This is a genomic window from Curtobacterium sp. Leaf261, from assembly GCF_001422205.1.
Lineage (GTDB): Bacteria > Actinomycetota > Actinomycetes > Actinomycetales > Microbacteriaceae > Curtobacterium.
In genome coordinates, this window is the sequence record NZ_LMMJ01000001.1 from 198,124 (window position 1) to 219,481 (window position 21,358).

The 21,358-nt window shown below is 69.2% G+C and carries 16 protein-coding genes; 10 read left to right on the forward strand and 6 right to left on the reverse strand.

Annotation, left to right across the window (positions count from 1 at the left end):
• The 9 genes from uvrA (at position 1) to ASF23_RS00885 (ending at position 11,299) form a co-directional block, all read left to right on the forward strand.
• Positions 1-3,078: an excinuclease ABC subunit UvrA gene (gene uvrA / locus ASF23_RS00845; RefSeq protein ID WP_055947635.1), complete on the forward strand. Its 3,078-nt coding sequence runs from the start codon at positions 1-3 to the stop codon at positions 3,076-3,078.
• Positions 3,079-5,187, forward strand: coding sequence for an excinuclease ABC subunit UvrC (gene uvrC, locus ASF23_RS00850; RefSeq protein ID WP_082473670.1), 2,109 nt, complete (start codon positions 3,079-3,081; stop codon positions 5,185-5,187).
• A gap of 95 nt (positions 5,188-5,282) precedes the next feature.
• The gene (gene rapZ, locus ASF23_RS00855; RefSeq protein ID WP_055947638.1) at positions 5,283-6,167 is read left to right on the forward strand and encodes an RNase adapter RapZ; all 885 of its coding nucleotides are present in this window, start codon (positions 5,283-5,285) and stop codon (positions 6,165-6,167) included.
• A gap of 137 nt (positions 6,168-6,304) precedes the next feature.
• Entirely contained in the window at positions 6,305-7,285 is a 981-nt protein-coding gene (gene whiA / locus ASF23_RS00860; protein WP_055947641.1) for a DNA-binding protein WhiA, read from the forward strand.
• 202 nt (positions 7,286-7,487) lie between these two features.
• Positions 7,488-8,492, forward strand: a complete 1,005-nt coding sequence (gene gap / locus ASF23_RS00865) for a type I glyceraldehyde-3-phosphate dehydrogenase (RefSeq protein WP_055947644.1) — start codon at positions 7,488-7,490, stop codon at positions 8,490-8,492.
• 26 nt (positions 8,493-8,518) lie between these two features.
• Positions 8,519-9,736, forward strand: coding sequence for a phosphoglycerate kinase (locus ASF23_RS00870; RefSeq protein WP_055947647.1), 1,218 nt, complete (start codon positions 8,519-8,521; stop codon positions 9,734-9,736).
• Positions 9,724-10,512, forward strand: a complete 789-nt coding sequence (gene tpiA / locus ASF23_RS00875) for a triose-phosphate isomerase (protein ID WP_055947650.1) — start codon at positions 9,724-9,726, stop codon at positions 10,510-10,512. Before ASF23_RS00870 ends, tpiA begins: the two co-directional genes overlap by 13 nt.
• A gap of 161 nt (positions 10,513-10,673) precedes the next feature.
• The gene (gene secG / locus ASF23_RS00880) at positions 10,674-10,925 is read left to right on the forward strand and encodes a preprotein translocase subunit SecG (protein ID WP_055947653.1); all 252 of its coding nucleotides are present in this window, start codon (positions 10,674-10,676) and stop codon (positions 10,923-10,925) included.
• 5 nt (positions 10,926-10,930) lie between these two features.
• Positions 10,931-11,299: an RNA polymerase-binding protein RbpA gene (locus ASF23_RS00885; RefSeq protein ID WP_055947656.1), complete on the forward strand. Its 369-nt coding sequence runs from the start codon at positions 10,931-10,933 to the stop codon at positions 11,297-11,299.
• A 170-nt stretch (positions 11,300-11,469) separates the two neighbouring features.
• Here ASF23_RS00885 and pgl read toward each other — a convergent pair whose 3' ends face one another.
• The 6 genes from pgl to tkt form a co-directional block, all read right to left on the reverse strand.
• Positions 11,470-12,240, reverse strand: coding sequence for a 6-phosphogluconolactonase (pgl, locus tag ASF23_RS00890; RefSeq protein WP_055947659.1), 771 nt, complete (start codon positions 12,238-12,240; stop codon positions 11,470-11,472).
• 108 nt (positions 12,241-12,348) lie between these two features.
• Positions 12,349-13,293, reverse strand: a complete 945-nt coding sequence (locus ASF23_RS00895; RefSeq protein ID WP_055947662.1) for a glucose-6-phosphate dehydrogenase assembly protein OpcA — start codon at positions 13,291-13,293, stop codon at positions 12,349-12,351.
• Entirely contained in the window at positions 13,290-14,831 is a 1,542-nt protein-coding gene (gene zwf / locus ASF23_RS00900; protein WP_055947665.1) for a glucose-6-phosphate dehydrogenase, read from the reverse strand. The genes ASF23_RS00895 and zwf overlap by 4 nt, the downstream gene beginning before the upstream one ends.
• Before the next feature lie 23 nt (positions 14,832-14,854).
• Positions 14,855-16,453: a glucose-6-phosphate isomerase gene (locus ASF23_RS00905; protein WP_055947668.1), complete on the reverse strand. Its 1,599-nt coding sequence runs from the start codon at positions 16,451-16,453 to the stop codon at positions 14,855-14,857.
• On the reverse strand, positions 16,450-17,574 hold the full coding sequence (tal, locus tag ASF23_RS00910) for a transaldolase (RefSeq protein WP_055947670.1): 1,125 nt from the start codon (positions 17,572-17,574) through the stop codon (positions 16,450-16,452). The genes ASF23_RS00905 and tal overlap by 4 nt, the downstream gene beginning before the upstream one ends.
• 152 nt (positions 17,575-17,726) lie before the next feature.
• A complete protein-coding gene (gene tkt / locus ASF23_RS00915; RefSeq protein ID WP_055947673.1) occupies positions 17,727-19,826 on the reverse strand; it encodes a transketolase in 2,100 nt (699 codons plus the stop codon).
• A 459-nt stretch (positions 19,827-20,285) separates the two neighbouring features.
• Here tkt and ASF23_RS00920 point away from each other — a divergent pair, with 459 nt between their 5' ends.
• Positions 20,286-21,221, forward strand: a complete 936-nt coding sequence (locus ASF23_RS00920; RefSeq protein WP_055947675.1) for a heme o synthase — start codon at positions 20,286-20,288, stop codon at positions 21,219-21,221.
• Positions 21,222-21,358: the final 137 nt, after the last annotated feature.

Genomic DNA, 21,358 nt, shown 5'->3' on the forward strand with positions numbered 1-21,358 from the left:
ATGACGATCACCTCTGACCGCGACGCCTCCATGGACGACCGGACCGCATTCGGCGAGCTCGCCGACCCCCACATCCCCGGTGCGAACGGCCCCGGCGGCCTGACGACCCTGAGCGTCCGTGGCGCACGCGTGCACAACCTGCGCGACGTGGACCTCGAGATCCCGCGCGACTCCCTCGTCGTGTTCACGGGTCTCTCCGGGTCCGGCAAGTCGTCTCTCGCGTTCGACACGATCTTCGCCGAGGGCCAGCGCCGCTACGTCGAGTCGCTGTCCGCCTACGCCAGGCAGTTCCTCGGCCAGGTCGAGCGCCCCGACGTCGACTTCATCGAGGGCCTGAGCCCCGCGGTGTCGATCGACCAGAAGTCCACGAACCGGAACCCCCGGTCCACAGTGGGCACCATCACCGAGGTCTACGACTACATGCGGCTCCTGTGGGCGCGCATCGGGATCCCGCACTGCCCCGTCTGCGGCGAAGTGATCAGCAAGCAGACCGTGCAGCAGATCGCCGACCAGCTCATGACCTTCGACACCGGCACGCGTTTCCAGGTCCTCGCGCCGATCGTCTCCAAGAAGAAGGGCGAGTTCGTCGACCTGTTCCAGGAGCTCGCGGCGTCCGGCTACTCGCGTGCCATCGTCGATGGCGAACGCATCCAGCTGAGCAGCCCGCCGACCCTCAAGAAGCAGGTCAAGCACGACATCTCGGTCATCGTCGACCGCCTGGTGTCGGGCGAGGACATCCTGAACCGCCTCACCGACTCCCTCGAGACCGCGCTGCGGCTCACCGGCGGCACGGTCGGGATCGACCTCGTCGACCACGAGGGCGCCGGGGCGGTCCGCACGTACTCCGAGAACCTCTCGTGTCCGAACAACCACCCGCTCGCGCTCACCGAGATCGAGCCGCGCACCTTCTCGTTCAACGCCCCGTTCGGTGCGTGCCCGGAGTGCTCGGGCCTCGGCACCCGGATGTCCGTCGACCCCGACCTGGTGCTCGGCGACCCCGATGCGAGCCTGTCGGGGGGCGTGATCCTGCCGTGGACCGGTACGAGCGGCATGTACAGCTACTTCGAGAAGCTCCTCGCCGGTCTCGGCAAGGAGCTCGGGTTCACGCTGAGCACCCCGTGGAGCTCGCTCGACCCGACGATCCAGGCCGCGATCCTCACCGGCAAGGACTTCACGGTCAACGTCTCCTGGAAGAACCGCTTCGGTCGCGAGATGCGGTACACGTCGGGCTTCGAAGGCGTCATGCCGTACATCGAGCGGAAGTACGCCGAAGCGGAGACCGACGCGCAGCGGCAGCGGTTCCAGGGCTACCTGCGCGAGGTGCCGTGCCCGGTGTGCGAGGGCACGCGGCTCAAGCCCGAGGTCCTCGGTGTCACGGTCGACGGCCACAGCATCGCCGACGTCACCGACATGTCGCTCGACCAGGCGTACGGGTTCATGGACGACCTGACGCTGACCAAGCGCGAGGCGCACATCGCCGCCGCCGTCCTCCGCGAGATCCGAGCTCGGCTCGAGTTCCTGCTCGAGGTCGGCCTCAACTACCTGACGCTCGCCCGCGGCGCCGGTGGGCTCTCGGGTGGCGAGGCGCAGCGCATCCGACTCGCGACGCAGATCGGGTCCGGCCTGACCGGGGTGCTCTACGTCCTCGACGAGCCGAGCATCGGTCTGCACCAGCGCGACAACCGCCGGCTGATCGACACCCTCGTCAAGCTGAAGAACCTCGGCAACACCCTCATCGTCGTCGAGCACGACGAAGACACCATCCGCACGGCGGACTGGGTCGTCGACATCGGCCCCGGTGCCGGCGTGAACGGCGGCCGTGTGGTGCACTCCGGTTCGTACGAGGGCCTCCTGGAGAACCGGGAGTCCTACACGGGCGACTACCTGTCCGGCCGCCGGTCGATCGAGATGCCGAAGAAGCGTCGGAAGATCGACAAGAAGCGCATGATCACGGTGCAGGGTGCCCGGGCGAACAACCTCAAGAACATCGACGCGGACTTCCCGCTCGGCGTGTTCACCACGGTGACCGGGGTCAGCGGCTCGGGCAAGTCGACGCTCGTCAACGACATCCTCTACAAGGTGCTCGCCAACCAGCTCAACGGTGCCCGGCACATCGCCGGCAAGCACACGCGCGTCAAGGGCCTCGATCTGCTCGACAAGGTCGTGCACGTCGACCAGGCGCCGATCGGGCGGACCCCGCGCTCGAACCCCGCCACCTACACGGGCGTCTTCGACAAGATCCGCCAGTTGTTCGCCGAGACGCAGGAGGCCAAGGCGCGCGGGTACCTCCCCGGACGGTTCAGCTTCAACGTCAAGGGCGGTCGCTGCGAGAACTGCGCGGGTGACGGCACCATCAAGATCGAGATGAACTTCCTGCCGGACGTCTACGTGGCGTGCGAGGTCTGTGGTGGTGCTCGCTACAACCGCGAGACGCTGCAGGTGCACTACAAGAACAAGAACATCTCCGAGGTGCTCGACATGCCGATCAGCGAGGCGGCGGAGTTCTTCGAGCCGATCTCCTCGATCCACCGGTTCATGGCGACGCTCGTCGACGTCGGGCTCGGGTACGTCCGACTCGGGCAGTCGGCCACGACGCTCTCCGGTGGCGAGGCGCAGCGCGTCAAGCTCGCGACGGAACTCCAGCGCCGGTCGAACGGCCGGACCGTCTACGTCCTCGACGAGCCGACGACCGGACTCCACTTCGAGGACGTCCGCAAGCTGTTGGTCGTCCTGCAGGGGCTGGTCGACAAGGGCAACACGGTCATCACGATCGAGCACAACCTCGACGTCATCAAGTCCGCGGACTGGCTGATCGACATGGGTCCCGAGGGCGGTGCGGGCGGCGGCGAGGTCCTCGCGACCGGCACCCCCGAGCAGGTCGCGGAGGTCGCGGCGAGCCACACGGGCGTGTTCATCAAGGAGATCCTCGACGCCCAGGACGCCAGGGTCGGGACCGGTCGGTCCGTCGGCCACCGCGCCCCCGGCGAAGGGTCGAACGGCGCGGGGTCGAACGGCGCGGGGGCGAACGGCGCGGGGGCGGCTCGTCGGTCGAGCAAGAAGCCCGTGGGAGCTCGATAGGTGGCCGACACCGTCCCGTGGCGCCCGAAGGCCGGTGAGATCCCGACCGATCCCGGCGTGTACCGCTGGCGGAACGACAGCGGTCGCGTGCTCTACGTCGGCAAGGCGAAGAACCTGCGGGCCAGGCTCAGCAACTACTTCGCGCCGCTCCGGACCCTGCACGAGCGGACCCGGCGGATGGTGCTGTCGGCTTCGAGCGTCGAGTGGACCGTCGTCGGCAGCGAGATCGAGGCGCTCCAGCTCGAATACACCTGGATCAAGGAGTTCGATCCGCCGTTCAACGTCAAGTTCCGCGACGACAAGTCGTACCCGTACATGGCGATCACCCTCGGCGACGAGGCACCGCGCGTGATGGTCACGCGCAACCGGAAGATCAAGGGTGCCAAGTACTTCGGCCCGTACCCGAAGATCTGGGCGGTGCACGACACCATCGACCTGATGATCAAGGTGTTCCCGATCCGCACCTGCTCGGACTCGAGCTACAAGAACGCCATGGCGACCGGACGACCGTGCTTCCCGGGTCAGATCGGCAAGTGCGGCGGCCCGTGTTCCGGCAAGGTGTCGATCGACGAGCACCGCGCGATCGTCGAGGAGTTCGTACGGTTCATGAACTCGTACGACCGCAGCGTCATCACGCGCCTCCGGCAGCGGATGGCGGCGTCGGCGGACGCCATGGAGTTCGAGCAGGCGGCCAGGTTCCGTGACCAGGTCGGCGCCCTCGAGGCCGTGCTCGAGAAGAGTGCCGTCGTGCTCAAGGACTCGGTGGACCTCGATCTGTTCGGGATCGCGGAGGACGAGCTCGCCGCGGCGGTGCAGATGTTCACGGTGCGCGGTGGCCGCATCCGCGGTGTCCGTGGGTGGGTCGTCGACAAGGAGATCGACATCGCGACCGGCGACCTCGTCGAGCAGATCGTGCAGGGCGTGTACGCCGGCGACGGCAACTCGCCGGGTGCGACGGGTGAGGAGCCCCCGCGCGAAGTCGTGGTGCCGGCGCTGCCGGAGGACGCTGATGCGCTCCAGGGGTGGCTCAGCGACCGTCGCGGTGGCCGCGGCACGAAGCTGAGCACCGCCCAGCGCGGGGACCGGGCGGGGCTGGCGAAGACCGCGGACCTCAACGCCAAGCAGGCGCTGATGCTCTACAAGACGAAGCGGTCGAGCGACTACACGACCCGCTCCGCGGCGCTCGCGGACATCCAGGACGCCCTCGGGATGACCGAGGCTCCACTCCGCATGGAGTGCTACGACATCTCGCACCTGCAGGGCACGAACATCGTCGGGTCGATGGTGGTGTTCGAGGACGGCCTGCCCCGGAAGGACCAGTACCGGCGGTACACGATCGCCGAGTCACGGGACGACACGGACAGCATCTACCAGGTGCTGAGCAGGCGTCTCGCGCGCCTCGACGAGGACCCGGACGAGCCGCCGGCCCCCGACCCGACGAGCGTCGACGTCGTCGTCGACGAAGGGCCCAAGAAGAAGCGGTTCGCCTACCGTCCACAGTTGCTCATCGTCGACGGCGGGCAGCCGCAGGTGGCCGCTGCGGCTCGGGCGTTCGCGGACGCCGGTGTCACGGACATCGCACTCGTCGGCATCGCGAAGCGCCTCGAGGAGCTCTGGCTCCCCGACGATGACTTCCCGGTGATCCTGCCCCGCAACTCCGAGGCGCTGTTCCTCATCCAGCGCATCCGCGACGAGGCGCACCGCTTCGCGATCACCCACCAGCGCACTCGGCGGAAGCGCGATCTCCGGTCGCAGCTGGCCGAGATCCCCGGGCTCGGGCCCACCCGCGTGAACGCACTGCTGAAGCACTTCGGGTCCGTCGCTCGGCTGCGGTCCGCGACGGCGGAGCAGATCGCCGAGGTGCCCGGGATCGGGACCGCGACGTCGACCATGGTGCGGGATCGTCTCGCGACGCTCTCCGGTGCCGCGGTCGCGGCTGCGCAGGCGGCCGCGGTGGACGAGGGGACGGTCGCCGCCGACGGCGGGGTCGCCGCCGACGACGGTGCAGCGGACGGTCTGGAGGGACGGGGCGGCACCCACGCGCTCGTCACGGACTTGGACAGAGCGGAACCGACCACCTCGGAACTGGCGCCGTCGTCGCGGTCGTGATCCGACCCTCCAGGCCGGTACGCGGTCGTGTCCGGGCGGCCGGTGAGGGTGAACGGCCGTCCTCGCGGTCGGTGTGAGCCGATACCCTTGACGTCATGACCGACGTCAGCAGCCCTCAGCACGACGTCCTGATCGTGACCGGCATGTCCGGGGCCGGCCGCTCGACGGTCGGCAAGGCACTCGAGGACCTCGGCTGGTACGTCGTCGACAACCTGCCGACCCAGATGCTCGGGCCGCTGACCGACCTCGCCGACCGCGCGGGGGAGTCCCTGCCGAAGATCGCGACGGTGGTCGACGTCCGGGGCGGGCGGTTCTTCACGGACCCCGAGGAGGCGGTCCAGCGGCTCCGTGCGAACACCTCCGCGCGGGTCCGCGTGCTGTTCCTCGAGGCGACGGACCAGGTGCTCGTTCGCCGGTTCGAGCAGGTGCGGCGTCCGCACCCCCTCCAGGCCGGCGACACCCTGCTCGACGGCATCGCCCGTGAGCGCACCAGGATGCTCGGGCTCCGTGAGGCGAGCGACATCATCATCGACACCTCGGACCTGAACATCCACCAGCTCGCGGCGTCGGTGACCGAGAAGTTCTCGGAGGACCGGTTCATGGGCGTCCAGGTGACGCTGATGAGCTTCGGGTTCAAGTACGGCCTGCCCGCGGACGCCGACATGGTGGGGGACGTCCGCTTCCTGCCGAACCCGTACTGGGTCCCGGAACTCCGGGGTTCGACCGGGCTCGACGCCCCGGTGTCCGACTTCGTCCTGGCCCAGGACGGGGCGCGCCTGTTCGTCGAGCGGTACGGCTCCGTGCTCGAGCCGGTGCTCGCCGGGTACCAGCGGGAGAACAAGAGACACGCTACGATCGCCATTGGCTGCACGGGCGGCAAGCACCGTTCCGTCGCCATCGTCGCCGAACTGGCGAGTCTCATCCGAGGAATGCCGAACGTGGCCGTGCGGGTCAAGAACCGCGACCTCGGCAGGGAGTGAGCAACCCTCCCGCGCCGATGCCCTCATCGGGGCAGCACCCGCCCGCCAGGGCAGCACCCGCCCCCACCGGGGCACCCGCCCCCACCGGGGCACCCGCCCCCACCCGGGGCACCACCCCGAACGGAAGGAATGATGCATTGCCGTTGACTGCCGAGGTCAAGGACGAGCTGGCTCGCGTCGTCGTGAACCGCAACACGGTCCGCGCCGCCGAACTGAGCTGCGTCCTCCGGTTCGCCGGGGGACTGCACGTCATCTCGGGCAGGATCGCGGTGGAGGTCGAGCTCGACACCCGCATCATCGTGCACCGCGTGCGGAAGGACCTCGCCGAGCTCTACGGTGTGCGGAGCGAGGCGAGCATCGGGTCGTCCGCGTCGGCGCGTCGTGGCACCAGGTACCTGGTCCGCGTGCTCGAGGCCGGCGAGACCCTCGCACGACAGACCGGGCTCATGGACGCCAGGCGTCGGCCGGTCCGTGGCCTGCCGAACCGGCTCACCACGGGCAACCGTGAGGACCTCGCCGCGATCTGGCGCGGGGCGTTCCTGGCGAGCGGCACCCTCACCGACCCGGGTCGGGCCGCCGCACTCGAGGTCACCTGCCCCGGCAACGAGGCGGCGATGGCCCTCGTCGGCGCCGCCTCGCGTCTCGGCGTCGCCGCGAAGAGCCGTGAGGTCCGTGGTGTGCACCGTGTCGTCATCCGCGACGGCGAGGCCATCGGCCAGATGCTCACGGTCATGGGCGCTGCGCGGTGCACGGCCGAGTGGGAGGAGCTCCGTCAGCGGCGCGAGGTCCGGGCCACCGCGAACCGGCTCGTGAACTTCGACGACGCCAACCTCCGCCGTTCCGCACAGGCCGCCGTCGCCGCCTGCGCCCGGGTCGAGCGCGCGATGGAGATCCTCGCCGACGACGTCCCCGAGCACCTCCGCTACGCCGGGTCCCTGCGACTGGCGCACCGCGATGCGAGCCTCGACGAACTCGGGCAGCACGCGGACCCGCCCATGACGAAGGACGCGATCGCCGGCCGGATCCGTCGCCTGCTCGCGATGGCCGACAAGAAGGCCTCCGACCTCGGCATCCCCGGGACCGACGCCAACCTCCCCGACGACCTCGACGAGGACTGACACCTCGTCCGCGACGCTCGTCCACAGGCGGTCGTCGCATTCGCGGTCCCGTCGCACGCGACTGCTACTGTCGATGCGACGGCGTCCAGGCGCGTATCGTCCACCACGGCACGCACCACAGCGGTGATCGTCCACCACAGGTCGGCCCAGGTCGACCATCCCGACAGCGTCCGTCCGACGCTCGAACGCAACAGGAGTTCCTTTGACCGTCAAGATCGGCATCAACGGCTTCGGCCGGATCGGCCGCAACTTCTTCCGCGCCGCCCTCGCCAAGGGCAGCGAGCTCGAGATCGTCGCGGTGAACGACCTCACCGACAACGCCTCGCTCGCGAACCTCCTCAAGTACGACTCCATCTCAGGCAAGCTCCCCGCGACCGTCTCGCTCGAGGGCGACAGCATCGTCGTTGACGGCAAGCCAATCAAGGTGCTCGCCGAGCGCGATCCCGCGAACCTCCCGTGGGGCGAGCTGGGTGTCGACATCGTCATCGAGTCCACCGGGTTCTTCACCAAGGCCGCCGACGCGCAGAAGCACATCGACGCCGGTGCCAAGAAGGTCATCATCTCCGCGCCCGCGACCGGCGACGACGTCACGATCGTCCTCGGCGTGAACGAGGACACCTACGACGCCGCGAACCACCACATCATCTCGAACGCGTCCTGCACCACGAACAGCCTCGCGCCGCTCGCCAAGGTGTTCAACGACGCATTCGGCATCGAGCGCGGTCTGATGACCACGGTCCACGCCTACACGGCCGACCAGAACCTGCAGGACGGCCCGCACAAGGACCCCCGTCGTGCCCGTGCCGCCGCGCTCAACATCGTCCCGACCTCCACCGGTGCCGCCAAGGCCATCGGCCTCGTGCTCCCCGAGCTGGCCGGCAAGCTGGACGGCTTCGCGCTGCGCGTCCCGGTGCCCACCGGGTCGATCACGGACCTCACCCTCGAGACCAAGGCCGAGGTGACGGTCGACGAGATCAACGCCGTCTACAAGGCCGCCGCCGAGGGCCCGCTCAAGGGCATCCTGCTGTACAGCGAGGACCCGCTCGTCTCGACGGACATCCAGTCGGACCCGCACTCCTCGATCTACGACTCCGGCCTCACCAAGGTGATGGGCAACCTCGTGAAGATCACCTCGTGGTACGACAACGAGTGGGGCTACTCGAACCGCCTCGTCGACCTGACCGAGTACGTCGGCGACCGCCTCTAGCCCACGATCGGGACACCAACCGCACCATGACACTCCGCACCCTCGAGGACCTCGGTGATCTCACCGGCAAGCGCGTCGTCGTCCGCTGTGACCTGAACGTCCCGCTCAAGGACGGCGTCATCACCGACGACGGCCGCGTGCGCGCGTCGCTCGGCACGCTCAACACGCTGATCAACTCCGGCGCCCGCGTCGTCGTCATCTCCCACCTGGGACGCCCGGACGGCACGCCCGCGCCGGAGTACAGCCTGGCGCCGGTCGCCCAGCGGCTCTCCGAGCTCCTGGGCAAGGGCGTCGCGTTCTGCGGCGAGACCGTCGGCGACGACGCGACCGCCGCGGCCGAGGCCCTCGAGGACGGGGACGTCCTGGTGCTCGAGAACCTCCGCTTCAACCCGGAGGAGACCTCGAAGGACGCCGACGTCAGGACCGGCTTCGCCGGGCGGCTCGCTGCCCTCGGGGACGCCTTCGTGTCCGACGGCTTCGGCGTCGTGCACCGGAAGCAGGCGAGCGTCTACGAGCTCGCGGGTGCGCTCCCGAGTGCCGCCGGCCAGCTCATCGAGCAGGAGCTCGGCGTCCTCGAACGGCTCACGAAGACCCCGGAGCGGCCGTACACCGTCGTGCTCGGCGGGTCCAAGGTCAGCGACAAGCTCGGTGTGATCGACCATCTGCTCCCGCAGGTCGACACCCTGTGCATCGGTGGCGGGATGCTGTTCACGTTCCTCGCCGCGCAGGGGCACGCCGTCGGCAAGTCCCTCCTCGAGCAGGACCAGCTGGACGTCGTCCGCGAGTACCTCTCCCGCGCAGGAGAACTCGGCGTGACGATCAACCTGCCGACCGACGTCGTCGTCGCGTCCGCCTTCTCGGCCGACGCGGACCACGAGACCGTCCCAGCGGACGGTATCGAGACGGCGTCGTTCGGTGCGGACGGCATCGGCCTCGACATCGGGCCGGAGACGGCGGCGCGCTTCGCGAAGGCCGTCAGCGGGTCCAAGACGGTGTTCTGGAACGGCCCGATGGGCGTGTTCGAGTTCCCGGCGTTCGCCGCCGGCACCAAGACCGTCGCGCAGGCTCTGATCGAGGTCGACGGACTCGGCGTCGTCGGTGGCGGTGACTCCGCGGCCGCAGTCCGGTCGCTCGGGTTCTCGGACGACCAGTTCGGGCACATCTCGACCGGTGGCGGGGCCAGCCTCGAGTTCCTCGAGGGCAAGAGCCTCCCCGGTCTGCAAGCACTCGGATGGGAATCATGAGCCGCACACCCCTAATCGCCGGCAACTGGAAGATGAACCTGGACCACCTCCAGGCCATCGCCACCGTCCAGAAGCTCGCGTGGACCCTGAAGGACGCGCGCCACGACTTCGACGACGTCGAGGTCGCGGTGTTCCCGCCGTTCACCGACCTGCGCAGCGTGCAGACGCTCATCTCCGCGGACAAGCTCCCGATCCGCTTCGGCGGCCAGGACGTCTCGCGGTACGCCTCCGGCGCCTACACGGGTGAGATCAGCGGGGCGTTCCTCGCCGCACTCGACGCCGCGTACGTCATCGTCGGGCACTCCGAGCGTCGCATGATGCATGCGGAGACCGACCAGATCGTCGCCGAGAAGACCGCCGCGGCTGTCCAGCACGGTGTCGTGCCGGTCGTCTGCGTCGGTGAGACGTCCGAGGACCGCGAGTCCCGCGGTGCCGGTGTCGTGCCGGTCGAGCAGCTGCAGGTCGTCCTCGACGCCGTGCAGCCCGCGGAGATCGTCGTGGCCTACGAGCCGGTCTGGGCGATCGGCTCCGGCCAGGCCGCGACGCCCGATCAGGCGCAGGAGGACTGCGGGGCACTCCGCCGTGCGATCGCCGGTGCGTGGGGCGACGAGGCGGCGACGGCGACCCGGGTGCTGTATGGCGGCTCGGTCAAGTCGGGCAACATCGCCGGCTTCATGCGGGAGCCGGACATCGACGGCGCGCTCGTTGGTGGTGCGAGTCTCGACGTGGCGGAGTTCGCCGCGATCGCTCGCTTCCGCCAGCACGTCGGACTCTGACCGACCAGATCATCGGGCGGTCCCGGACCTCGGGGCCGCCTGTACCGGTCGTGCGAACGACGGAGCACACCTCCTGCGGGGAACCGCAGTTCGGGGGAGTGGCCTCCGGCGCCCGCGCGAACCGGTATACTCATACGGCTGACTGACACGAAAGGTTTGGCGTGGTCATTCTCCAGGTCGTCCTGCAGCTTGTGCTCGGAATCACGAGCCTCCTGCTGACATTGCTCATTCTCCTGCACCGCGGTCGCGGCGGCGGACTCTCCGACATGTTCGGTGGTGGTGTGACGAGCAACCTCGGTGCATCCGGGGTAGCCGAACGCAACCTCAACAGGATCACGGTGATCCTCGGGCTGGTGTGGATCATCTCCATCATCGTGCTCGGGCTCATCGCCAAGTTCACAGCGGGGAGCTGAACCAGATGGCATCCGGAGGCAGTGCAATCCGTGGGTCGCGCGTCGGCGCTGGCCCCATGGGGGAACAGGATCGCGGGATCCAGGCGGATCGTGTCGCAATCTCGTACTGGGACGCACTCGGCAACGAGACCGTCCGGTACTTCGCCGCGGGACTCCCCGACGACGAGATCCCCGAGACGATCGACTCCCCGTCGACCGGGCTCCCCGCCGGCCGCGACAAGGCGAACCCGCCGAACGTCGCGAAGACCGAGCCCTACAAGACGCACCTCGCGTACGTCAAGGAACGTCGGACTGAGCAAGAGGCCGAACAGCTCCTCGAAGAGGCGCTCCAGCAGCTCCGTGCACGTCGCGGAACGGTGAGGTCCGCGGACTGATCGTCGAAGCGTGAACAGGCCCGGTACCGCACGGTACCGGGCCTTCTGCGTGCGCGGCGGTGGACGTCCGTCTGGGAGCGGGCGGTCCGGACGGACTCACCAGGGTGACCATGCACAGACGGGAGGCGCAGTGCCAGCTGGCACCGCGCCTCCCGTCTGTCTGTCTGTGCTCAGTACGTCGAGGCGATCAGGTTCTCCGGAACGTCGCGCGCGGCGTCCTCGTCGACGAAGAAGACCGTGCGCTTGCGGCCCTGCACGCCGCCGACCGGGACCTCGTCCACCGACGCGCCGGCGAGGGCGAGGCCGAGGACTGAGGCCTTCTCGGCGCCCGAGAGGATGACCCAGACGCGCTGCGAGGCGTTGATGACCGGGTAGGTGACCGTGAGGCGGAGTGGCGGCGGCTTCGGGGAGTTGTCGACCGGCACGACGCTGGCGTCCTTGACGGACAGCTGCGCGAACTCCGGGAAGAGCGAGGCGGTGTGGCCGTCCGGCCCGACGCCGAGCAGCGTGATGTCGAAGCTCGGTGCGAGCGCGCCCTCCTTGGCCGCGGTGAGGAGCTCGTCGGCGTAGGCCTTCGCGCCCTCCTCGATCGACAGTCCGGCATCGCTCGCCGGCATCCGGTGGATGTTCTCGGCGGGGATCGACACCTTGTCGAAGAAGTCGGTCTGGGTGCCGGTGTCGTTCCGGTCCGCGTCGCCAGCAGGGACCCATCGCTCGTCGACCCACCAGACGTGCACCTTGGACCAGTCGACGCTCTCGCTCGCGGGGGAGTCGCCGATGTCCTTCAGCACGAGGGTCGACACCGATCCGCCGCTGATCGCGATGGACGCCTGGCCCTGCTCGTCGATCACGTCGATGATCTTGGTGATGAACCGCGCGGCGACGGATGCACCGAGGGAGGGCTTGTCGTGGTGCACCAGCACCCGTCGTTCGTTGGTCACGTGTCTCCAGTGTTCGATGCAGCTGGTGCAGGGTCGCTCAGCCGCTGGTTCAGGGTCATGCTCCGGGCGTACTCGAGCCCGAGGTGGTGCTGCCGACCGCGGGTTCGGTCAGCCGGCGACGGCGGCACTCAACTGACGGACGCCGTGCTCGACGACGTCTCCGAAGAGCGTGTCGGGGTCGAGTCTACGGAGTTCCTCGGAGAGGCAGTCGCGCAGGTTCCGGCGTGGCAAGGACAGGTCGTGGGTCGGCTGTCCGGGCTGCGAAAGCGTCGCCACGTCGACGAGGGGACGCTCGAGGACGATCGGCCCGGACTCCCGGATCATGGTGACGCCGTGGATGCCGCTCGAGCCGGTCGCACGGGGTGATGTGACCTGCGTCACCGGGACCTGCAGCTGCAGCTGCAGCCAGGCGGCGAGGAGGAGCGTCGACGGCGAGTCGCTCGCCCCCGAGACCTCCACCGCGGTCACGGGCTCGTACGGTGGCTGGTCGAGGACGGCGGCGAGCTGGTTGCGCCAGAGGGTGAGGCGCGTCCAGGCGAAGTCCGTGTCGCCCGGTCGGTACGACGCGCCGAGGGCCTCGATCGCGTGGCGTGGGCTCTTCTGGTTCGCAGCGTCGGTGATCCGGCGCTGGGCGATGCGCCCGAGCGCGGACTCCGACGGGGTCTCGGGTGCGATCTCCGGCCACCAGGCCACGACCGGCGCGTCGGGCAGGAGCAGTCCGGTGACGAGACCCTCCTCGTCCGTCGCGGTCTCGCCGTAGGCGCGGAGCACGATGACCTCGCTGGCACCCGCGTCGCTGCCGACGCGGATCTGCGCGTCGAGGCGGCCGGGCGACATGGTGTCGCCCGAGTTCCTCGACACGATGATGACCCGCATCGGGTGCTCGCGGGAGGCCTCGTTGGCCGCCTCGATCGCCTCTTCCTCGTGGCCGAGGGAGGTGGCGACGACCAGGGTCAGCACGCGACCGAGTGCGACGGCGCCGCCCTCCTCGCGGATGCGGACGAGTGACTTCTGGATCTTCGAGACCGTGGTGTTCGGCAGATCGATCCTCATGGACGCCTCCAGGTACGGCCGTCACGGGCGAGGAGGTCGTCGGCGGACGCCGGGCCCCACGTGCCGGGACGGTACTGCTCGGGTTGGCCCTGGCCGGCCCAGAACTCCTCGATCGGGTCGAGGATCTTCCAGGACAGTTCGACCTCCTGGTGCCGGGGGAAGAGCGGCGGGTCACCGAGGAGGACGTCGAGGATGAGTCGCTCGTACGCCTCGGGGCTCGCCTCGGTGAACGCGTGGCCATAGCCGAAGTCCATGGTCACGTCGCGCACCTGGGTGCCGACGCCGGGGACCTTCGAGCCGAAGCGGAGGGTCACGCCCTCGTCGGGCTGGACGCGGATGACGAGTGCGTTCTGCCCGAGCGGTGCCCGCTCGCCGATCCCGAAGATCTCCTCCGGCACCCGCTTGAAGACGATCGCGATCTCCGTGACACGACGACCGAGCCGCTTGCCGGCACGGAGGTAGAAGGGAACACCGGCCCAGCGACGGGTGGCGATGCCGAGCTTGATGGCCGCGAACGTCTCGGTAGTGGACTCCGGGTTCATCCCGGCTTCCTCGAGGAACCCGAGCACCTTCTCGCCACCCTGCCAGCCACCGGCGTACTGCCCGCGGCTCGTGCCGGTCGTCAGGTCGTCCGGGAGCCGGACCGCCGAGAGCACCTTCTCCTTCTCGGCGCGGAGGTCACCGGCCTTGAAGGACACCGGCTCCTCCATCGCGGTGAGGGCGAGGAGCTGCAGCAGGTGGTTCTGGATGACGTCGCGTGCCGCACCGATGCCGTCGTAGTACGCGGCACGCCCGGCGACACCGATGTCCTCGGCCATCGTGATCTGCACGTGGTCGACGTAGTTCGAGTTCCAGAGCGGCTCGTACATCTGGTTCGCGAACCGGAGCGTCAGGAGGTTCTGGACGGTCTCCTTGCCGAGGTAATGGTCGATCCGGAAGACGTCGTCGGGTGCGAAGACGGACTCGACGATCGCGTTGAGTTCGCGCGCTGACGTCAGGTCCGAGCCGAACGGCTTCTCGATGACGACTCGGCTCCATGCACCGTCAGGCTTCTCGGTGAGCCCCGACACCCTGAGCTGCTCGGTCACGACCGGGAATGCCTTCGGCGGGATCGAGAGGTAGAACGCGTGGTTGCCCATCGTCCCCCGCTCGGCGTCGAGCTGGTCGACCGTCTCCTTGAGCTGGCGGAACGCCTCGGGGTCGTCGAAGGACCCCTGCACGAACCGGATGCCCTGCTCGAGCTGACGCCAGACGTCCTCGTCGAACGGGGTGCGGGAGTGCTCCTTGACCGCGTCGTGCACGACCTGGGAGAAGTCCTGGTCCTCCCAGTCGCGCCGGGCGAACCCGACCAGCGCGAACCCCGGGGGCAGGAGCCCCCGGTTCGCCAGGTCGTAGACCGCCGGCATCAGCTTCTTGCGGGAGAGGTCACCCGTCACCCCGAAGATGATGAGCGCGCTCGGACCCGCGATGCGGTTCAGGCGTCGGTCGGACGGCAGCCGGAGCGGGTTGTGTTCCGGGGTGATCTGCACCGGTGACATGGGTCGATGTCCTCCTTCGGTGTCTAGGACCGCAGCGCGCCGGCGATCGCCAGCGTGGCGGCCCCGACATCGGAGACGGTCAGGGTGAGGACCGGACGGCCGTGGTCCGCGAGCACGCCCGCGTCACCGGCGGCCTGCGCCCGGATGAGCTGCCCGAAGGTGAACGGCCGGCCGGGGATCTCGAGGTCCGCGGAGTCGGACGCGACGATCTGCAGGAACACGCCGCTCGCGGGACCACCCTTGTGGTACTGCCCGGTCGAGTGCAGGAACCGCGGGCCGAACCCGAAGGTCACCGGTCGTCCGGTCCGAGCGGCGACGAGGTCGCGGAGTCCGGGGATGCCCGTCGGTGCCCCGCGGTCGACGTAGGCCTGGATCGCGACGTAGCCGTCCGGGCCGACGTGGTCGAGGAGTCCGGAGAGCGCCTCGGTGAGGGTCGTCCCGGTGGTGACGTCACCGGTCGCGTGCACCGCGATGCCGTCCTGCTCGAACGCCGCGGCCACGGGGGCCGGTGTCGCCTCGAGCAGGGCACGTGCGGCGACCTTCGCGGCCTCGACGTCCGGCTGGTCGAACGGGTTGATGCCGAGCAACCGCCCGGCGACCACCACCGCGTACTCCCAGACCATGATCTGGCCGCCGAGCGATCCGGAGATCTCCACCTCGCCGTCGACGACCTCACGCTCGTCCTCGCGGGATCCGACCAGTCGGATCACCTGCACGTCGTGCAGGTCCGCGGTGAGCTCGGGGGAGTCGACGTCGAGCACCACGGGCAGCAGCCCGCGGCCGAGCTTGCCGGTCGATTCCGCGATCAGCTGCTCGATCCAGTCGCCGAAGCCGCGGATGTGGGTCCCGTCGGCGACGATCGCGATCTTGTCGCGCAGGGGCTCCGTGCCTCCGAGGACGGCACCGAGCACGAGGCCGGGGTTCTCGTCCGAATCGGTCGCGAGGAGGGGCGAGATCGCCTCCGCCTCGTCGAGCAGCTCGGCGATGTCCGCTCCGGCGAGCCCCGACGGCACGAGGCCGAACGCGGTCAGCGCGGAGTACCGACCGCCGACGGTCGGGTCGGCGAGGAACACCGTGTAGCCGGCGTCGCGGGCGGTCTGCTCGAGCGCCGATCCCGGGTCCGTGACGACGACGATCCGCTCGGCGGGGTCGATGCCGGCGGCACGGAAGGCCGCCTCGTACACCCGGCGCTGGCTGTCGGTCTCGAGTGTCGAGCCGGACTTGGAGGAGACGACGAGCACCGTCCGGTCGAGCTCGGCACCGACGGCCGCGGCGACCTGGGCCGGGTCGGTGGAGTCGAGGACGACGAGGTCCACCCCGTAGGTGCCAGCGATGACCTCGGGGGCGAGCGAGGAACCGCCCATGCCCGCGAGCACCACGTGGTCGACCCCGCGATGGCGCAGGTGCTTCCGGAGCTTCGTGATCTCGGCCACGAGCGGGCGTGAGGTCGCGACGGCCTCGACCCACCCGAGCCGCACCGCCGCCTCGGACTCAGCGGCAGGACCCCAGAGGTCGGGTTCCTGCGCGGTGATGCCCGAGGCGACGTAGTCGGAGACGAGCTGCGGGACGACGGAGTCGACCGCGACGGCTGCGTCGCCCGACGCTGCGATGGAGACCGTCACTTGGCGGCGTCCCCGCCTTCGAGTGCGTTCTTGACGGTGTCGACGAGCTCGCCCCACGAGACGTTGAACTTGTCCACGCCCTCCTTCTCGAGGAGCGCCACGACGTCGTCGTAGTCGATGCCGACGGCCGCGAGCTGGTCCATGACCTGGTTCGCCGCGTCGTACTCGCCCGTGATCGTGTCACCCTCGACCACGCCGTGGTCGAACGTGGCCTCGAGCGTCTTGCCGGGCATGGTGTTCACCACGCCGGCGGCGACGAGGCCGGTCACGTAGAGGGTGTCGGGCAGCGACGGGTCCTTGACACCGGTCGACGCCCAGAGCGGACGCTGCGGGTTGGCGCCGGCGGCCTCGAGTCCCTTGGCGCGCTCGGACGCGAACGCCTGCTCGTAGACCTGGTACGCGAGCTGAGCGTTGGCGACGCCGGCCTTGGACTTCAGGGCCTTCGCCTCGTCGGTGCCGACGGCGTCGAGACGCTTGTCGATCTCGGAGTCGACGCGCGAGACGAAGAACGAGGCGACGGAGTGGATCTTCGAGAGGTCGTGCCCTGCGGCCTTGGCCTTCTCGAGACCGCCGAGGTAGGCGTCGATGACGGCGCGGTACCGCTCGAGGCTGAAGATCAGGGTGACGTTGACGCTGATGCCCGCGCCGATGACCTCGGTGATCGCCTCGAGGCCCTCGAGCGTCGCCGGGATCTTGATGAGGACGTTCTCGCGACCGACCTTGCCGTGCAGGAACTTCGCCTGCTCGATGGTCTTGGCGGTCTCGTGTGCGAGTCCGGGCTCGACCTCGATCGAGACGCGGCCGTCGAAGCCGTTCGTGGCGTCGTAGATGTCCTTGAACTTGTCCGACGCGTTCGCGACGTCCTGCGTGGTGATCTCGAAGATCGCGTCGGTGACGGGCGTGCCGGCGGCCCCGAGCTCGCGCACCTGGTCGTTGTAGCGCTCACCGTTGGCGAGTGCCGAGGCGAAGATCGTGGGGTTGGTGGTGACACCGACGACGTTGCGGTCGGCGATGAGGCCGTCGAGACGACCGGTCTCGAGGAGCTCACGCGAGAGGTCGTCGAGCCAGATGCTGACGCCTGCGGCGGAGAGTGCTGCGGTGGGGGTGGTGGTGTCGCTCATGTCGACTTCTTCTCTCTGTTCCGTGGCCCTGTGGGCCACACGTTCTGTGGGACGGGAGGCGCGGGGCGGGGCCGCACCGCGCCTCCCGTCCGTTTCCGGTTGCGTCCGGAACGAGCGGGGCCGGGTCCGTGGGACGGACCCGGCCCGGTGGCTCAGGAGGCTGCTGCGATCGTCTCCTTGGCAGCGGCGACGACGTGGGCGGTCGTCATGCCGAACTCCTCGTAGAGCGTCTGGTAGTCGGCCGATGCACCGAAGTGCTCGATCGAGACGCTGCGGCCGGCGTCGCCGACGATGTCACGCCAGCTCATGCCGATCCCGGCCTCGACCGAGACTCGGGCCTTGATCGACGACGGCAGCACGCTCTCGCGGTAGGACTCCGGCTGCTCGAAGAACCACTCGAGACTCGGCGCGCTGACGACGCGGGCGTTGACGCCCTCGCCCTTCAGCTGCTCGCGGGCGTCGACGGCGATCTGCACCTCGGAGCCGGTCGCGACGAGGATCACGTCGGGCGTGCCGTTCGGTGCCTCGGCCAGGACGTAGGCGCCCTTGGCGGTGTTCTTCGCCGAGGCGAAGACCTCGCCGGACGCGTCACCGTCGCCACGCTCGAACACCGGGAGGTTCTGGCGGCTGAGCGCCAGACCCGCGGGGCGGTCGGTGTGGCCGAGGATCGTGTGCCAGGCGTACGCGACCTCGTTGGCGTCCGCGGGGCGGACGACGTCGAGTCCCGGGATGGCCCGGAGTGCGGTGAGCTGCTCGACCGGCTGGTGGGTCGGGCCGTCCTCGCCGAGTGCGACGGAGTCGTGCGTCCAGACGTAGGTCGTGGGGACCTTCATCAGCGCGGCGAGACGCACCGGGGGGCGCATGTAGTCGCTGAAGATGAGGAAGGTGCCACCGAAGGGGCGGGTGTTCCCGTGCAGGACGATCCCGTTCAGGATCGAGCCCATCGCGTGCTCGCGGATGCCGAAGTGGAGCACGCGGCCGGTGTTCGGGTCGCCCTTCCACATCTTCGTCGAGAACTTCGCCGGGACGAACGACGCGGCGTCCTCGATGGTGGTGTTGTTCGACTCGGCGAGGTCCGCAGACCCGCCCCAGAACTCGGGCATGACGCCGGCGATCGCGTTGATGACCTTGCCGGAGGCGGCGCGGGTCGAGATCTCCTTGTCGGTGCCGAACACGGGGAGTGCGGCCTCGAGCCCCTCGGGGAGCTCCTTGGCCTGCATGCGGTCGAACAGCGCCTTCTTCTCCGGGTTGGCCGCGGCCCACGCGTCGAAGGTCGTCTGCCACTCGGCGTGCTGTGCCTGGCCCTTGGCGACGGCACCACGGGTGTGCTCGAGGACCTCGGGGGCGACGTCGAAGGACTTCTCCGGGTCGAAGCCCAGGACCTTCTTGAGGCCGGTGATCTCCTCTGTGCCGAGCGCGGAACCGTGGATCTTGCCGGTGTTCTGCTTGGTGGGGGACGGCCAGCCGATGATCGTCTTGAGCACGATGAGCGACGGCTTGGTCGTCTCGGCCTTCGCCTCGTCGATCGCGGCGTTCAGCGCCTCGACGTCCTCGGAGTACTCGCCGGTCTTCTTCCAGTCGACCTCGAGCGTCTGCCAGCCGAGTGCTCGGTAGCGCGCGGCGACGTCCTCGGTGAAGGCGATGTCGGTGTCGTCCTCGATCGAGATCTGGTTCGAGTCGTAGAAGACGATCAGGCTGCCGAGCTCCTGGTGGCCCGCGAGCGACGCCGCCTCGTTGGTCACGCCCTCCTGGTTGTCACCGTCGCCGGTGACCACGTAGGTGTAGTGGTCGAACGGGCTCTGACCGGGCGCTGCCTCGGGGTCGAAGAGGCCGCGCTCGAAGCGCTGCGCGTACGCGAAGCCGACGGACGAGGCGAGACCCTGACCGAGCGGACCCGTGGTGATCTCGACGCCGTCGGTGTGGCCGTACTCGGGGTGACCCGGCGTCTTCGAGCCCCACTTGCGGAGGTGCTCGAGGTCGTCGAGCTCGAGGCCGTAGCCACCCAGGTAGAACTGGACGTACTGCAGGATCGAGGCGTGCCCGGCGGAGAGGATGAAGCGGTCGCGGCCGATCCAGGTGCTGTCACTCGGGTCGCGACGCATCACCTTCTGGAACAGGAGGTACGCGAGCGGGGCGAGACTCATCGCGGTGCCCGGGTGGCCGTTGCCCGCCTTCTCGACGGCGTCGGCTGCGAGCACTCGAGCCGTGTCGACGGCCTTCTTGTCGATGGAATCCCATGCGAATTCTGCCACTGGAATGATGACCCTTCTTGATGCGACATGTGCGAGGGCTCGTGCTCCCGCACGGACATGACACCCACCCGGGTCTCGTCGTGGTCGCTTGGACCCCGACGACTGCGGACTGCTTGCGGCCAACGTCTTCGGGGCACACTGCGGGCAGGCCACCCCAGCATAGTGAACCCTTGTTCAGTCGGTGCTCAGGAACGCATCCCGGGAGTGCCGGAAGCGCACGGGGGTCCCGGTCGACCGGGTCGCGGGGACCGGGGGCGGCGGCGTCCGGGCGGACGTGCGGCGACGCTGTCCGTGGCATCACGTAAACTGATCCCGTCCTCCGGACGTCCCGTCATCGCACGGACGTTCCGTCGCCGCACGGAACGGGTCACACCGACGAGTCCGCCGAGACGCCGCATGCGCTCCACCCTCACGCCCGACGACGCGCAACGGGGCGAGCACTCGTAGACAGAGGTCCTCTTGCCGACAGCCGCCGCGACCCGGCCCGCTCCCGTCCGTCCCGCGCTCTCGGTGAAGCTGCGCGGGTACGTCGCGCTCACCAAGCCGCGGGTGATGGAGCTGCTCCTCGTCACGACCGCGCCGACGATGTTCCTCGCCGCACGCGGGGTCCCCGACCTCTGGCTCGTGCTCTGGACGCTGATCGGTGGCGCGATGAGCGCCGGGTCTGCCGCAGCCTTCAACTGCTACATCGACCGCGACATGGACCGCGTGATGAAGCGGACGAGCAACCGGCCACTCGTCACGGGCGTGCTCTCCGACCGCGAGGCGTGGTGGTTCTCCTGGGTCATCGGCGTCGCCTCGACGATCGAGCTCGGCCTGCTCGTGAACTGGCTCGCTGCGGCATTGAGCGTCGCCGCGATCCTGTTCTACGTGCTCGTCTACACGCTGTGGCTCAAGCGCAGGACGCCACAGAACATCGTCTGGGGAGGTGCCGCCGGCTGCATGCCCGTCCTCATCGGGTGGGCTGCGGTCACCGGCTCGCTGTCCTGGACGCCGGTCATCCTCTTCATGATCATCTTCCTCTGGACGCCGCCGCACTACTGGCCGCTGTCCATGAAGTACCGGGCCGACTACGCCGCCGCGCAGGTGCCGATGCTCGCGGTCGTCCGAGGTCGGGCGGTGGTCGGCCTCCAGGTGATCCTGTACGCCTGGGCGGCGGTCGTCTGCTCGCTGCTCCTCGTCCCCGTGGCGCACATGGGGATCCTGTACACCGTGGTCGCGCTCGCATCGGGGGCGTGGTTCGTCATCGAGTCGCACCGCCTGTACTCGCGGGCGATCCAACACATGGAGCACGTGCAGCCGATGCGGGTGTTCCACAGCTCGATCACCTACTTGACGCTGCTGTTCATCGCCATCGGGATCGACCCGCTGCTCCCGCAGGTGTTCAGCTTCTAGCCGTTTCCCGCGGTCGCATCCCGCCGCTCGGCGCACCCCAGGCGCATGGAACACCGCCTTCCGCACGGAACACCGCCTTCTCGCGCGGTGCTTCGTGCAGAGGGCGGTATTTCGTGGGCGAGTCACGGGCTGGCGTC